Source organism: Mucilaginibacter rubeus, assembly GCF_003286415.2.
GTDB classification, from domain to species: Bacteria; Bacteroidota; Bacteroidia; order Sphingobacteriales; family Sphingobacteriaceae; genus Mucilaginibacter; species Mucilaginibacter rubeus_A.
In genome coordinates this window covers 6,474,799-6,489,387 of record NZ_CP043450.1, presented here as the reverse complement: position 1 = coordinate 6,489,387, position 14,589 = coordinate 6,474,799, and the positions used below count along the sequence as shown (strand labels likewise).

The window sequence follows — 14,589 nt, the reverse complement described above, 5'->3', positions numbered from 1 at the left end:
CTTAAAAACAGGGATTTACAATGCATCCATCACAAAACTTAAAACCCGAATGGGTTGATATAATCAGGAAAGCAGCCCCGGCAGCCGAACAGGCAGGTAAGCTGCAGCCAGATCAGTTGGCGCTTATTTATGAGCAGGGTTGGTTTAAATTTTTAGTACCTCAGGCTTATTCCGGCTTGCAACTGGCTTTACCACAAATGGTACGATTGGAAGAAAGCCTGGCCTGGGCTAATGGCAGTTTGGGTTGGGTTGTAACCTTGTGTAGCGGAGCTGGCTGGTTCGGCGGTTTCCTTAATACTGATTTCGCGGCCGGGATCATGACTAACCCACAATTATGCTTTGCCGGGAGTGGCGCATCAACCGGAACAGCTACCATCAGCGGTGATGGTTACATCATCAATGGTACCTGGAAGTATGCCAGCGGCGCGCATCATGCAACTCATATTACCGCAAACTGCATCATCAAAAACGGCGATGAAACCGTTCTGAATGATGAGGGCGAGCCGCTGATATTACCTTTTGTTTTCGACAGGAAAGATGTGCGTGTTTTTCCGGCATGGAAGTATATCGGCATGATGGCCACCGGAAGCGATGCCTATGAGGTAACAGATCTTTACGTTGATAAAAACCGTTGTTTCAGGATCGATCCGGAGTATACGGTTGTCAACGAACCTTTATATCGTTACCCGTTTTTACAATTGGCCGAGGCAACACTGGCCGCCAACCTTTCGGGCCTGGCGGTTCATTTTCTTGACCTCTGCGCACCAGCCTTTGCTGAGCGCATAAAAAACCCAAGGTTAACCGATCCTCAAAAAGAATATATCCAACAATTACTGGCTGAACAAACCACATTGGTTAATGAAATCCGCGCCGCGTTTTATAAAGCTGTTGATAACTCATGGGACAACTTTGAATCTGTCGGTGGTGAAAATGGCTTGCAGGAGGTTAGTGTCATGAGCCGTAAACTGGCCAAAACATCAAGAGATAGCGTAGATAAACTTTATACTTATTGCGGATTATCGGCGGCGAACCCGGATACAGAGATCAACCAGGTATGGCGGGATCTTCATACGGCAGGGCAACATTCGTTGTTAACGTTTGAAGACTAAAGATATTCGCTCAGCACATTTCTTAAAATAGCTACCAGTTCGGGATCATTGAACTGGTAGTTATCTTCAATATCAAGCACAATTAGTTGTTTGCCATTTATGCTGAAGCGTTGTTTCAGTATTTCCTTATGCTTCTGTTCCATCACGAAGATCACATCAGCCCGGTCAATCATTTTTTGATTTATCCTCACGCGCGCTTTATCACTCGTACCCGCCGATGAAGCTTTGTGCTCAGGGTGGTTTCGGAATAAAGCCTCAGCCGTTGGGCTTCGCCACTGGTTTTTACTGCAAATGAAAAGGAGGTTGGGCATAGGGGATTAAATAAAAATGTCATTGCGAGGAGGAACGACGAAGCAATCGCACGGAAGCATATTCGCCCTGTATAGCATGCGATTGCCACGTCGCACCTCGGGCTCATCCCGTTTCGCTCCTCGCAATGACATGGGTTACTAAAGGACAATTAAAATACCCACATCGTTCAAAAGCTTTTTGCTTTGAGCCTTCGGCTTTCAGCTCACCTTCACCAACCTCTTAACCGTTTCAGTTACATGTGCCAGGTGGTGGTTACTGTGCCAGGCATACGTAGCAAGGCCTTTTTTTAGCGATATGGTTTCGCCCGAAGCCGGGTGTATAAATGTGCGGGGCCATTCGTTTTCGGTAAAACTTTCAAACAGGGCTACAAAATGCTGATGGATGCCCTCAAGCATCTTTAATGAGGGTTCAACCGGCAGGCGATAATCGGGCAGTAACGCCCAATCGGCCTCTTCATAGGGTTTTATGGTTGGGTTATCTTCGGTAAGGGCAAGCTTAAAACGGGTGATAGAATTCATATGACTATCGGCCAAATGGTGGATTACCTGGCGTATTGTCCAGCCCCCGGTACGGTATGGCGTATCCAGTTCCTGATAATTAAGACCGGTAATCGCGTGCCTTAACTTCCCCGGCAAGGTGGCTATATCTTCGATCCAACCGCGCATATCTTCGGCGGTGTATGAAGCCGGGGGCGCAAACTTCCCGATTGGGTATCTCATTTGTTCATCTGTCATCATAAATGTTAAAAAAATTTAAATTAGTTATTATTTTATAGTACCACAAGCTTTTGGCCTATTTTAGCGTTCTGTAGATTGTTTAATTTAACTGATGATAAAAAAGCTACTGGCTGTACTCTTAGTTTTTAACTGTACGCTATCCTTTGCACAAACCATTAAAACCGACATATTAGTAATAGGCGGAGGCGCAAGCGGTACAGCGGCGGCCATACAAGGCGCACGAAGCAAACTTAAAACCTTGCTGGTTGAACAAGGCCCCTGGCTTGGAGGCAGCATGACCGCGGGCGGCATGTGCATCGTTGAGGGCAACCGCAATTTACCAACAGGCATCTGGGGCGAATTCAGGCGCAGGGTAAGGGATTTCTACAGTAAAACACCAGGCTACGATACCGCTTATAACGCCACTTTAAGATTTGAGCCTTATACCGGCGCGGCCATCCTCAAAAAAATAACCGATACGGTAAAAAACCTCACCGTAAAATTAAACACTCCATTTACAGGCATAAAAAAAGACGGTACCGGCTGGGATGTGAGCATTTCGCTCGACGGAAAAACAACCACGGTAAAGGCCAAAGTTGTTATTGATGCCACCGAAACCGGCGATGTTGCGGCCAAAGCAGGCGAAACTTTTGTTTATGGCTTCGACAGCAAAAAACAAACTACCGAAGCCCTGGCACCAGATAATGAATCGGCACAATTACAGGATTTAACATGGATTGCCATTTTGAAAGATTTTGGCGCTTCGGCCGATAAAACTATTCCCCAGCCCGAAGGCTATGATGCCTCGGCTTATGCCTGCCTTAAAGGAAAAAATATTAAGCAAATGCTTACCGATGGCAGACTGCCCAATGATAAATACATGATCAAATGGGCCGAATGCGGGAACCAGTTCCCCGTTACTGCCGATAATTTAAAACCAGAAAACCGGGAAGCCTTTTATGTCAAAGCCCGCCTGCACACTTTGGGATTGATCTACTATCTGCAAACCGAACTCGGCTATAAAAACCTTGGAGTAGATGACGGTTTTACCACGCCCGATCATTTACCCTATATCCCGTATTTGCGCGAAGCCGGTCGTGTTACAAAAGGCCTGGTGCGGATGATGTTGGATGATGTGTACAAACCTTATAACCGCGAATCAAAACTTTATCGTACTGCAATTGCCGTTGGCGATGCTTATCCGGGCCAGCACTACACCGATGCAGGAGCTCCGAAAGTAAACTATCCGCCTTTCCCGGCTTATGGTGTGCCGCTTGGGGCTATTGTGTTAAAAGATCTCGACAATTTGCTGGTGACCGAAAAAGCCACGTCGGTAACGCATCTGGTAAATGCAAGCACCATGTACCCATCCGTACAGATGGCGATAGGGCAGGGGGCCGGTGCTACAGCAGCCTATTGCGCGTTTTTTAAAACCACTACTCAAAACTTAAACGTAAGGATAATCCAGGGCGAACTGCTCGACTTTAAAGCATGGCTTATACCTTTTACCGATATTAAGCCTAACGATCCCTATTTCAGGGCGATACAACAGGTGGGAGCGTCAGGATTATTAAAAGGAGTACAAAAAACAGAGGGTAATTCTACCCGGCTACTTTTCCAGCCCGATTCATTAGTTGCAACGGCCGAAATTAAACCTACACTGGAAGAAACCTATACCCGTGGCTTTCTATGGTTCAACAAAGAAAAGCCTGGCGCTGTATTTACTGTAGGCAACCTACTATCCTTCATCAGCGAAACCACGCTAACCGACCCGCACACGCTGGAAATTGCTATGCAAAAAGCCTGGAGAGAGCAGTATAAATTCAATTCACCTTTTGATATGAAACGCCCGGTAACCCGCCGCGAGTTTGCTATACTGGCTAACAGGTTTTTCAATCCGTTTGCACGATCGGTAGATATTGCAGGAAGAATGATGAATTAGAAGTATTTCCGAACAATTAAGCTTTTTTATTTCGCTTTGCCAGTTCAGTCTCAACATGAGCGTTAAAAGCTCTGCCTTGAGATGCCTTTTCCTTATCAAGGATATATTCCACAATCAAACGTCCCAGTTTTTGTTTACCTACAGTTGAAAGGTGGCCTGTATTACGGTATAGTATTTTATGCTTTTCGTAATCATCACATACAAGGTTAAATGGCACAACAATAGTAGAATCCTTCAGGTGGGTGTCTTTCAGCATTTTATTGGCCTGTTTACGGTATCCATCCAGGTTATGGGTGCTGCCATTATCAATAAGCAGTGAGGCAAGCTCATTACGTACTTTCTTCAAAATATCAAGGCTGTCCGTTTCTTCTTTAAAACCAAACTCGGGCATGGTTACAAAAACCGGCTCGATATTATTACGGGCCAGATCACTGATAATGAGCGAACAATAATAGGCATAAAACTTAGCGCCCATTTCGCCCTCTGCATCACTGGTGCCGGCCAAAACAATGCAATAGTCTAAGTTATGGTGCAGTATTTCGTTACTTGAAAATGGTTGACCGGGATTGGCGTACAGGTTATCGTAAATCTCTTTTGTTTTTGCTTCCGGCTGACCAAAGGCTATCACGTCTGTGTTGATGCCGCGTTTTTTAAATTCATCTCTGATAATGGTATCTATGGTAATGCCGGTGGCCCAGCTGTCGCCGATGATCCCAACACGTAAAGTATCGTTCTTATGCTTTTTTTCGGGCACAAGCACATGCCGTTTCTCAAGCGAATAACGTTGGTACAGGTAAAAACCAAAACCGGTTGTTACTATCAATAAAAATAGTAGCAGAAGCCTTAATTTTAATTTCATTCAGATATAAATTCCAATTATTGGGGGCGATAATGAAACCTCTTTTCAGAGCCACAGGATGTAAATCTACAGCTTTGAACTTTCACTTTCTACGATAAAAACAACTAAATGTTAGCTGAAAATCTCTATTTATCGCTTATATGCTTTTTCCTGTTTCTTCTTCAAATAAAGTTTCTTTTTAATGAGTATGTAAAAACATTTATACAAAATGTATGAACATTAAGTTTTTCATCCTATATTGAGCCCGGAAAATCGATTTGGGATACAAATATGTATTTGCAAATTGTAGTACAAATTACATAACTTTAATATCTGCTTAACCAATTTTAAACCCATGTACCGGAAGTTGTATTATGTGTGGCTCACAATAGCCATTTGCATGCTGTACACGCTTTACTCCTGCCATTCATCGGGCGGGGTGGCCGAAGAACAGGTTCCCGACACCATCAGCTACAACTTTAACATCCGGCCTATCCTTTCAGATAAATGTTTCAAATGCCACGGCCCCGACGCATCTCATCGCGAAGCAGATTTAAGACTGGACATTGCCGAAAGCGCTTATAAAGCTTTAAAAGATAATCCATCATCGCATGCCCTCGTTCCCGGCGAGCCCATGCAATCTGAGGTTTATCGCCGTATCTCAACTAAAGATACAACCGAGCAGATGCCCCCGGCGTCATCAAACTTGAAAAGGTTATCGCCTTACGAGGTTGAACTCATTCACAAATGGATAAAACAGGGCGCTAAATATGAAAAACACTGGGCTTTTGTTGCTCCGCACAATTACCCCGTTCCACAGGTAAAAAATACCACATGGCCTAAAAACGCCATCGATAATTTTGTGTTGCAAAAAATGGAGCGGGCTAACCTTGAACCTAATCCCGAAGCCGATAAAGAACGCTTGTTGAAACGTATCTCGCTTGATCTTACCGGTCTGCCGCCATCTATAGCATTAATGGATGAGTTTTTAGGCGATAAAAGTCCGAACGCTTATGAAAAAATGGTGGACAAGCTAATGGCAACCCCGCAATACGGAGAAAAAATGGCGCTGCACTGGCTGGATGTTGCCCGCTACGCGGACTCGCATGGCTACCAGGATGATAACTACCGCACCCAATGGCCATGGCGCGACTGGGTGATCCATGCTTACAACGAAAACCTCCCTTACGATAAATTTATTACCTGGCAGCTGGCCGGCGATCAATTGCCTAACGCTACCAAGGAGCAATTGCTGGCCACCGGCTTTAACCGCAATCATAAAATAACCGAAGAGGGGGGCGTAATTGATGAGGAATACCGTGTAAGCTATGTAACCGACCGCACCAATACATTTGGAAAGGCCATGCTGGGCGTTACGCTTGAATGCGCCCATTGTCATGATCATAAATATGATCCTTTTTCGCAAAAAGAATATTACCAGGTTTATGCCTTTTTTAACAACGTGAAAGAAGTTGGCCTGCAATCAACCGTGGGCGGGCCCGAAACCTACGCCAAAAATCCGATGATGCAGATCAGTAACGACGATGTTAAAAAGATCCTGACCTTCGTGAACAAGCGCGATACGGATAAGCTCATCGTATCTATCATGACCGATAGCGACAAGGTTAGGCCAACTTATATCCTTAAACGAGGCAACTATGATGCTCATGGCGACCAGGTAGAAGCCGGCACACCTAAGTCGATACTGCCATTTACCAATAACTATCCTAAAAACCGCTTAGGTTTGGCCGAGTGGCTGTTCAATAAAAACAATCCGCTTACCGCACGTGTGTTTGTAAACCAGATGTGGCAGGAGTTTTTTGGAAAGGGTATTGTAAAAAGCTCCGGCGATTTCGGCATGCAGGGTGATTTACCATCGCATCCCGAACTGCTGGATTGGCTTGCTATTGATTTCCGTGATCATGGCTGGAACATCAAACGACTGGTAAAACAGATCGTAATGTCGGCCACCTACCGGCAATCGGCAATTGTAACACCAGAAAAACAGAAAGAAGACCCTGATAATACCTTATTAGCCCGTGGCCCACGGGGTCGTTTGCCTGCAGAGTTTGTTCGCGATTTGGTTTTAGCCAGCAGTGGTTTGCTTAACCCAACCATTGGCGGGCCAAGTGTGAACCCTTATCAACCACCCGGTTTGTGGGAAAACGCCACATCGGGCAGGGGAATTTTGGCAAATTACAAGCAGGTGCATGGCCCTAACCTGTACCGCAGGGGGATGTATACCTTGATCAAACGTACGGTTCCACCGGCATCATTGGGTATTTTTGACGCCAGTAACCGCGACCAGTGCGAGGTAAAGCGCCTCCGCACCAATACGCCATTGCAGGCTTTGGTTATGCTCAACGACCCGACCGTATTGGAAAGTGCAAGGGTTTTGGCAGCCAAGTTGTTGCAGGATAAAAGCACATCGGCAGAAAAGATCACAAAAGCTTTCAGGCTTATCCTGAGCCGCCATCCGCAGCAAAAAGAACTGGCTATTTTAACTTCATACTATGCAGATGAGTTAAAAACCATGAAAAAGGCCGATGCTGAAAAACTACTGACTGTAGGCGAGTACCCGGTACCGCCCAATCTGGATAAAGTAACGCTGGCAGCCATGATGAAAGTGGTTGACACCATGTATAACCTGGAAGAAGCAATAACAAAAACCTGAGCTCATGGAAAAAGATTTTTTAGAAAACAGGCTTAACATTAACAGGCGCAGGTTCCTTTCAAGACTTAGTTTGGGTATTGGCAGCGTGGCATTGGGTTCGTTGCTCATCCCGGATCTGTTTAGCGGAAAAGGTGATGAAGCCGAGGCGGATTTTATCCCCGGCATACCCAACTTTGCGCCAAAAGCCAAACGGGTAATCTACCTGTTCCAGGATGGGGCACCATCGCAGTTAGAGTCATTTGATTATAAGCCCAAACTGCGCGAAATGATGGGACAGGAGTTACCGGCATCTGTCCGCGGCAACCAGATTCTCACCGGTATGACAGCCAAACAGGCTTCATTTCCACTGGTAGGTTCGTTTTATGATTTTAAACAATACGGTGAATCACGGGCCTGGATCAGCGACATGTTTCCGCATATAGGTAAAATTGCTGATGATATTTGCATCATTCGCTCGCTGAACACTGATGCCATCAATCATGATCCCGCGCTTACTTTTTTTCAGACAGGGGCGCAGCAGGGCAACCGCCCAAGCATGGGCTCGTGGGTAAGCTACGGCCTCGGCAGCGAGAATAAAAATTTACCTGCCTTTACGGTATTGCTATCTAAGGGAAAAGGAAACGGACAGGGGGTTTACTCCAAACTGTGGAGCAACGGCTTTTTAGATTCTATTCACCAGGGCGTACAGTTCAGCAGCGGCGAAGACCCAATATTGTACCTGAATGATCCTGAAGGGTTAAACCGCCACGAGCGCCGCAAAATGCTGGATAAACTGGCTGAACTTAACGACATGAACTACAAAGAGTTTGGCGACCCGGAAATAAACACCAAGGTGCAACAGTATGAAATGGCTTACCGCATGCAAACCGCCGTACCCGAAATTATGGATGTAAGCAAGGAGTCGGATGATATTGTGAAGATGTACGGGCCGGAGTGTCTCATTCCCGGCACCTATGCGGCTAACTGCCTACTGGCCCGTAAGCTATCTGAAAACGGAGTACGCTTTGTGCAGCTCTACCATCAGGGCTGGGACCAGCACAGTAACCTTCCGCAGGAAATGGCCGGACAAGCCAAAGATGTAGACCAGGCATCGGCAGCATTAGTTACCGATTTAAAACAAAGAGGCCTGTTGGATGAAACCTTAGTTATTTGGGGTGGCGAGTTCGGCCGCACCAATTACAGCCAGGGCAAACTGGAAAAAGCCAATTACGGCCGCGATCATCATCCGCGCTGCTTCAGCATCTGGATGGCCGGCGGCGGTATCAAACCCGGTATAGTTTACGGCGAAACAGATGAGTTTGGCTATAACATTGTAAAAGATCCGGTGCATGTTCATGACTTCCATGCCACCATTCTAAATCAATTAGGTATCGATCATAAAAAACTGACTTTTAAAAGCCAGGGCAGGAGGTACAGGCTAACAGATGTGGCGGGCAATGTGGTGAAGGGTATCATAGCGTAAGCCCCACCCAAACCCTCCGCTAAAGGGAGAGGGCTTTTAAAAAAATGACTGCCGCGGGATACGCTACGTCAATCCCGCGACAGCAATTAATAAGCAAAATATAAATTTAACCGTCATTGCGAGGTACGAAGCAATTCCCAAAAAGCAGAACAGCTAAGCAAATCCGCCCTGTAAAGTTCGCGATTGCTTCGTTCCTCGCAATGACATATTAGGGGTACAAATCAACGCAATCAGAAAATCAACGGTATGGAAAGAAGAGAATTTATCAAGCACACTTCAGTTTTATCAGCAGGCTTTTTTATAGCTAAAGACATGTTAGCAAAAGATAACGGGCCAATTTACGGTCATGGTAATATGCGCTACCGCATGGATAAAAACTGGAGCAAGGCCGATTCGCAGAAAAACCCGGTGAACGATTGCCACGAAATGGTGCAGGATTCAAAAGGCCGCATTTTACTGCTTACCAATGAAACCAAAAACAATGTACTTATCTACAATAAATCGGGCAAATTATTGACTACCTGGGGTCACGATTTTCCCGGCGCACATGGCCTAACCCTGTTTAATGAAAACGGCACCGAAGTATTGTTCATAACCGATACCGTAAAACACCAGGTTTATAAAACCACACTTGATGGCCGTATTTTAATGACCATTGATGTACCGCTGGAAACCGGCGTTTACAAAAAGGCCGAAGAATTTGTTCCTACCGAAACCACGATCGACAGCAATGGCGATATTTTTATTGCCGATGGTTACGGTGCGCAATACGTTACGCATTACGATAAAGATGGTAAGCTGAAAGGTTTCTTCGGTGGCAAAGGCGAGGGTGACGAGCACCTGGATAATGCGCACGGCATTGTGATTGACAGGCGTTATGATACTCCTACTTTGCTGGTCACTGACCGTACCCGCAACTGTTTTAAACGCTTCAGCATGGATGGCAAACTGCAGGAAGTGATCAAACTGCCGGGAGCATGCGTTTGTCGCCCGGTGATTAAGGGAGATCATTTGTATGCAGCCGTACTTCGTTCACCAGACCTGAGCAAGGAAAATACCGGCTTTACCACCATTTTAGATAAGAACAATAAAGTAGTATCAAACCTTGGCGGTACCGAACCCGTGTATACTGATGGCGTACTACAACCCATGAGCCAGGCCGAAAAGATTTTCCTGAACCCGCATGATGTATGTGTGGACAATGATGAGAATTTGTATGTAGCGCAATGGGCATCGGGTAAAGTGTACCCTTATAAATTCACAAGGGTTTAATTAACTGATACAGTCCGGCGTATATGAAAAGCAGCCATAAAGGTATTGCAGAGGGGGCATTGTTTGCCCTCAATATTTTCGTTATAGTACTACTCATAGCAGGCGACAGCCTGGTTGTGCCGCGCTGGCTGCAACCGGTTGGCCGCATGCACCCGCTTATCCTGCACTTTCCGATAGTGATACTGATGCTGGCTATGGTGATGGAATTTTTCCGTTACCGGGAAGAGTTTATTAATGAAAAACTGTACCAAACTTTTACAAGCTACCTGCTGCTTTTAGGTGCGCTGTTGTCGTCAATAACAGTGATCATGGGCCTGTTCCTCTCGAGAGAGCCGGGGTATGAGGGCGATACCTTGCAATGGCATAAATGGTTTGGCGTAAGCGTGGCTTTTGCCGGCTATGGCGTATATCTTATTCGTCATACCTCAAAGTATACCGTAAGGCTGGCTAAAGCCGGGGCGGTAATAACTGTTTTTTGCCTGATTATTGCCGGACACCTTGGCGGTAACCTTACCCACGGGCAGGATTTTGTTTTAGGGCCGGTGATGGATAACAGCAAAAATACCGTGCCTATTGATCAGGCGCTGGTATATAACGATGTCATTCGCCCCATATTTGAGGTAAAATGCCAGAGCTGCCATAATCCCGATAAAATGAAAGGCGGCTTAATGCTTACCGATTCGGCGGCCATTATGAAGGGCGGTAAAAATGGCAAGCTATTTATAGCCGGCGACCCGGCCATGAGCCTCTTGCTGCAACGTGTACACCTGCCCGAGACCGAAAAGAAACACATGCCACCAACCGGTAAAACCCAGCTTACCGACGATGAAAAAATGCTGCTTTACCTGTGGATAAAAAGCAAAGCCAGTTTCAGCAAAAAAGTGATTGACTTGCCAGCTGCCGATTCCTTACGGATGATAGCCGCTGCCCGCTTAAAACCCGCTGAAAGTACCGAAGAAGAATATGATTTCTCGGCTGCCAGTGAAAAAGACATCCAAAAGCTCAATAATAATTACCGCGCGGTGTATCCGTTGGCCAATGAATCACCGGCACTGGCGGTTAATATCTACAATAAAAGCACCTACAATGTTAAAGTGCTTGACGAATTAAGCCCGGTTAAAAAGCAGGTAGTTTCGCTTGACCTGAATAAGATGCCTGTAAAAGATGTCGATCTAAAAACGATCTCCAAGTTTGAAAATCTGCGCAGGCTAAATCTCAACTTCAGTGATGTTACCGGGAAGGGGTTAAAAGAACTATCCGGTTTAAAATACCTCAAAAGTATTTCGTTGGCAGGCGTTAAGCTTACTGCAGCCGAGGTAAAACAACTCATCGCCATAAAAAGCCTTAATGAGCTTGCTGTTTGGGATAGCGGCTTAAACCCGGTCGATCTGCAATCGCTTCAAAAACAAAACCCGAAACTCCGCTTGCTGACGGGCTTTAAGGATGATGGTAAAGTAATGAAGCTTACCAGTCCGCAGTTAAAAAATGCTTCGGTCATATTTAAGCAGAGCTACGCTTTGCAGCTTAGCAACCCTATAAAAGGGGCCGATATCCGTTATACTACTGATGGTTCTGCACCCGATAGTATCAAAGCAATCTCCTTTAAACCGGGCGTTGTATTTACCCAAAGCACGGTGATCAGGGCGAGGGCGTTTAAAGCCGGCTGGTTAGGTAGCGATACGGTACAGTTTAATGTTTACAAATGTGCTTACACGCCTGATAGCATCAGCTTTATCCAATATCCGGACAATAAATATAAAGGCGATGGTGCCAAAACAATTATTGATAAAGAATTAGGCGGCGGTAATTTCGGTAATGGCAAATGGGTTGCCTCACAAAAAGATCTGGCAGTTATCATGTGGTTCAATAAACCTATCGATCTGCAGTCGGTTAGTCTTAATGTAATGCGTAATATAGGTTCGCAGATATTTTTACCCGCAGCAGTTGAGGTTTGGGGTGGGGCAGATCAAAATCACTTAAAGCTACTCAGTACCCTCAAAACCGGGACGCCTGCCAAAACTGATCCGTTTGCGCTGATCCCGCTGGAGTGTAAACTAAAATCAGCTCAACAGGTATCCTGCATAAAATTGGTTGCACAACCACTTAAAATCGTACCTGACTGGCATCCGGCTAAAGGCAAGCCAGGCTGGGTGTTTTTGGATGAAGTGTTTTTGAATTGATACGGGACAGACTGTTTCCTTTCATTGGTTGAAGTTTAGCAGTAGATTTCTTCTTTATGTCATTGCGAGGCACGAAGCAATCGCACGGAAGCATAGCCGCTCTGTATAGCATGCGATTGCTTCGTCGTACCTCCTCGCAATGACATACTTTTTTTCTCCTCAAAAAAACATGTATGTCACATGCTTCAGCACCTGGCGCAATTTTTCAAGGGCAATGCTCATCTGGCGTTCAACGGTTTTTGGAGAGATATTTAACTGTACGGCAATCTCCCTGTACTTCATATCACTAAAACGGCTTAGCACAAAAATTTCGCGGCATTTTTCGGGCAGAGTGGCTATAGCAGCTTCTATTTGTAAGGCGAGCTCTTTTTCCTCAAGTCCGTTTTCAAGCGTATTACGCAACTCATCAAACAGGTTGTTTTTTTCCAGATAGTTAACGTAAAGGTTTTCTATTTTCTGGCGCTTGAGGTAATTAAGGCTCCGGTTTTGCACCATTTTGAAAAGGTAGGAACTTACCGATGCGCAAAAGGCAACCTCATGTCCGCGTTCCCACAGGTGAGTAAATACATCGGCAGTAATTTCTTCGGCAACGGTTAAATCATTTACAAAGCGGTTAGAAAACAAAGTTAACCGGGTATAATATAGCCTGAACAGGGTTTCAAACGCTTTCGCGTCACCCTGAGTAAATGAGGTTATAGGTAGTTTGTTTTCTTGGATCATTAATCCTGCCTTTAATTAATCCGAATACTTTTTAAAAAACTTTAACAAGTTACAAAAATTTTCGCTCCGTATCAAATTTAATATGGAAATAATAAAAAGCTAACCCTAAACATTCTGTAAAAAAACGGTTACGCGTAATATGAGGGGTGCATTTAGGCCGCTTACCGAATAAAATTGAAAAATATTTTATACGGTTTTGAGGGTATCTGTTTTTTCGATTGTCTTAACGATAATAATACAAATGGATAACGAAGAAGTAAAACTACTGTTGGTAAAATACATAACCGGCGAAGCAACTGTACAGGAGCTTGAGCAGGTTAAACAATGGATAAGTGCGCATCCCGAAAACGAACAGTATTTTGCACAACTGTACGAAACCTGGCACAACATGCTTTACCTGCAACCCGCGGTTGTAAATAAAGACAATGCCTTTAATAAGCTTTCAGCAGATATAGAGCCGAAGCAACCATCACGCTATGCAAGGCTCATAACCTGGGGTAAAGCGGCTGCGGCAATTGCGTTGCTAACGGCTGTTACTGCTACCTTATATACCAGGTATTCAAAAAATGTGGAGAGTGTAAGGCAGATAGCCGCCAATCCTGGCGCCATTAAAAAAATTGTTTTGAGCGATGGCACACAGGTTTGGCTTAACGCGGGCAGCAAGCTTAACTACACTGCCGATTTTGGCAAAACAACCCGCACCGTTTACCTTGAAGGAGAGGCCTTTTTTGATATCGCACCGGGCAAAAAGACGGTCCCATTTATTGTCAACACAAAAAACTATACCATACGGGACATCGGCACCAAATTTAACCTTAAGGCTTATGCCACCGATCCGTTTTTTGAAACTACGGTAGTAAAGGGGGAGGTATCTGTTGAGGGCAATATTGATAACAACGTCCACGAAATGAGCCGCATCTACGTAAAGCCGCGGCAGGTGCTCAGGATCTATTATCACCCTAAAAAAGAAAGCTACAGCTACACAGCGCCTGATACCAAAAACCTTAACGAGATCCAGGTATCGGAAATTGATTCGGCAAAGCTTGACCGCTACGACGGCTGGAAGGAAAACCTGCTGGTATTTGACGGCACTACCCTTAGCGACATAGCTAAAGTGCTTGAGCGAAGGTACAATGTAACCATAAACATGACCGATGCCGAATTAAGCAGTATCCGGTATTCTGGCAGTTTTAAAAACATTCCGAGTATTGAGAAAGTGCTGGCCATTATAAAAGCCAATACCGCCATCAATTATTCGGTAAGCGGCAATACGGTAAACATTACACGAAACAACAATAATGATTAATCTAACTAAAACAAAAAAGCAAACTATGATCAAAAACTAACATTCTCTTTTACATAAA

The 14,589-nt window shown here is 45.1% G+C and carries 11 protein-coding genes; 7 read left to right on the top strand and 4 right to left on the bottom strand.

The features are described 5' to 3' along the window. Positions 1 to 20 precede the first annotated feature (20 nt). Positions 21 to 1,109, top strand: a complete 1,089-nt coding sequence (locus DEO27_RS26160) for an acyl-CoA dehydrogenase (RefSeq protein ID WP_112574656.1) — start codon at positions 21 to 23, stop codon at positions 1,107 to 1,109. Here the strand turns inward: DEO27_RS26160 and DEO27_RS26155 are convergent. Continuing rightward, complete coding sequence (locus DEO27_RS26155) at positions 1,106 to 1,420, bottom strand: low molecular weight protein tyrosine phosphatase family protein (protein WP_112574657.1); 315 nt, start codon at positions 1,418 to 1,420, stop codon at positions 1,106 to 1,108. The two genes, DEO27_RS26160 and DEO27_RS26155, sit on opposite strands and share 4 nt — an antisense overlap. Before the next feature lie 198 nt (positions 1,421 to 1,618). Then, entirely contained in the window at positions 1,619 to 2,140 is a 522-nt protein-coding gene (locus tag DEO27_RS26150; RefSeq protein ID WP_223818057.1) for a YfiT family bacillithiol transferase, read from the bottom strand. 109 nt (positions 2,141 to 2,249) lie between these two features. On the opposite strand from DEO27_RS26150, the gene DEO27_RS26145 reads away from it, so the two are divergent. Next, positions 2,250 to 4,079, top strand: a complete 1,830-nt coding sequence (locus tag DEO27_RS26145) for an FAD-dependent oxidoreductase (protein ID WP_112574659.1) — start codon at positions 2,250 to 2,252, stop codon at positions 4,077 to 4,079. A 16-nt stretch (positions 4,080 to 4,095) separates the two neighbouring features. Here the strand turns inward: DEO27_RS26145 and DEO27_RS26140 are convergent, their stop codons facing one another. Next, positions 4,096 to 4,938 (bottom strand): hypothetical protein, encoded by an 843-nt coding sequence (locus DEO27_RS26140; protein WP_112574660.1) that lies wholly within the window; start codon positions 4,936 to 4,938, stop codon positions 4,096 to 4,098. A gap of 334 nt (positions 4,939 to 5,272) precedes the next feature. Here DEO27_RS26140 and DEO27_RS26135 point away from each other — a divergent pair, with 334 nt between their 5' ends. The 4 genes from DEO27_RS26135 (at position 5,273) to DEO27_RS26120 (ending at position 12,505) form a co-directional block, all read left to right on the top strand. Beyond that, positions 5,273 to 7,591, top strand: coding sequence for a PSD1 and planctomycete cytochrome C domain-containing protein (locus DEO27_RS26135; protein WP_112574661.1), 2,319 nt, complete (start codon positions 5,273 to 5,275; stop codon positions 7,589 to 7,591). A 4-nt stretch (positions 7,592 to 7,595) separates the two neighbouring features. Further along, positions 7,596 to 9,053 carry a DUF1501 domain-containing protein gene (locus DEO27_RS26130; RefSeq protein WP_112574662.1) on the top strand — a complete coding sequence of 486 codons (1,458 nt, stop codon included), beginning with the start codon at positions 7,596 to 7,598 and terminating at the stop codon, positions 9,051 to 9,053. A gap of 246 nt (positions 9,054 to 9,299) precedes the next feature. Then, positions 9,300 to 10,325: a 6-bladed beta-propeller gene (locus DEO27_RS26125; RefSeq protein WP_112574663.1), complete on the top strand. Its 1,026-nt coding sequence runs from the start codon at positions 9,300 to 9,302 to the stop codon at positions 10,323 to 10,325. A 23-nt stretch (positions 10,326 to 10,348) separates the two neighbouring features. Beyond that, entirely contained in the window at positions 10,349 to 12,505 is a 2,157-nt protein-coding gene (locus DEO27_RS26120) for a c-type cytochrome domain-containing protein (RefSeq protein WP_112574664.1), read from the top strand. Positions 12,506 to 12,664: 159 nt separating this feature from the next. Here the strand turns inward: DEO27_RS26120 and DEO27_RS26115 are convergent, their stop codons facing one another. Further along, positions 12,665 to 13,225: an RNA polymerase sigma-70 factor gene (locus DEO27_RS26115; RefSeq protein WP_112574665.1), complete on the bottom strand. Its 561-nt coding sequence runs from the start codon at positions 13,223 to 13,225 to the stop codon at positions 12,665 to 12,667. A 241-nt stretch (positions 13,226 to 13,466) separates the two neighbouring features. Between DEO27_RS26115 and DEO27_RS26110 the strand changes: the two genes are divergently transcribed. After that, positions 13,467 to 14,531 carry a FecR family protein gene (locus tag DEO27_RS26110; RefSeq protein ID WP_112574666.1) on the top strand — a complete coding sequence of 355 codons (1,065 nt, stop codon included), beginning with the start codon at positions 13,467 to 13,469 and terminating at the stop codon, positions 14,529 to 14,531. Positions 14,532 to 14,589: the final 58 nt, after the last annotated feature.

Excerpts from the sequence above, each read along its gene's own strand:
- DEO27_RS26160 (WP_112574656.1), top strand. The coding sequence starts at position 21 with ATGCATCCATCACAAAACTTAAAACCCGAATGGGTTGATATAATCAGG.
- DEO27_RS26155 (WP_112574657.1), bottom strand. The coding sequence starts at position 1,420 with ATGCCCAACCTCCTTTTCATTTGCAGTAAAAACCAGTGGCGAAGCCCA.
- DEO27_RS26150 (WP_223818057.1), bottom strand. The coding sequence starts at position 2,140 with ATGAGATACCCAATCGGGAAGTTTGCGCCCCCGGCTTCATACACCGCC.
- DEO27_RS26145 (WP_112574659.1), top strand. The coding sequence starts at position 2,250 with ATGATAAAAAAGCTACTGGCTGTACTCTTAGTTTTTAACTGTACGCTA.
- DEO27_RS26140 (WP_112574660.1), bottom strand. The coding sequence starts at position 4,938 with ATGAAATTAAAATTAAGGCTTCTGCTACTATTTTTATTGATAGTAACA.
- DEO27_RS26135 (WP_112574661.1), top strand. The coding sequence starts at position 5,273 with ATGTACCGGAAGTTGTATTATGTGTGGCTCACAATAGCCATTTGCATG.
- DEO27_RS26130 (WP_112574662.1), top strand. The coding sequence starts at position 7,596 with ATGGAAAAAGATTTTTTAGAAAACAGGCTTAACATTAACAGGCGCAGG.
- DEO27_RS26125 (WP_112574663.1), top strand. The coding sequence starts at position 9,300 with ATGGAAAGAAGAGAATTTATCAAGCACACTTCAGTTTTATCAGCAGGC.
- DEO27_RS26120 (WP_112574664.1), top strand. The coding sequence starts at position 10,349 with ATGAAAAGCAGCCATAAAGGTATTGCAGAGGGGGCATTGTTTGCCCTC.
- DEO27_RS26115 (WP_112574665.1), bottom strand. The coding sequence starts at position 13,225 with ATGATCCAAGAAAACAAACTACCTATAACCTCATTTACTCAGGGTGAC.
- DEO27_RS26110 (WP_112574666.1), top strand. The coding sequence starts at position 13,467 with ATGGATAACGAAGAAGTAAAACTACTGTTGGTAAAATACATAACCGGC.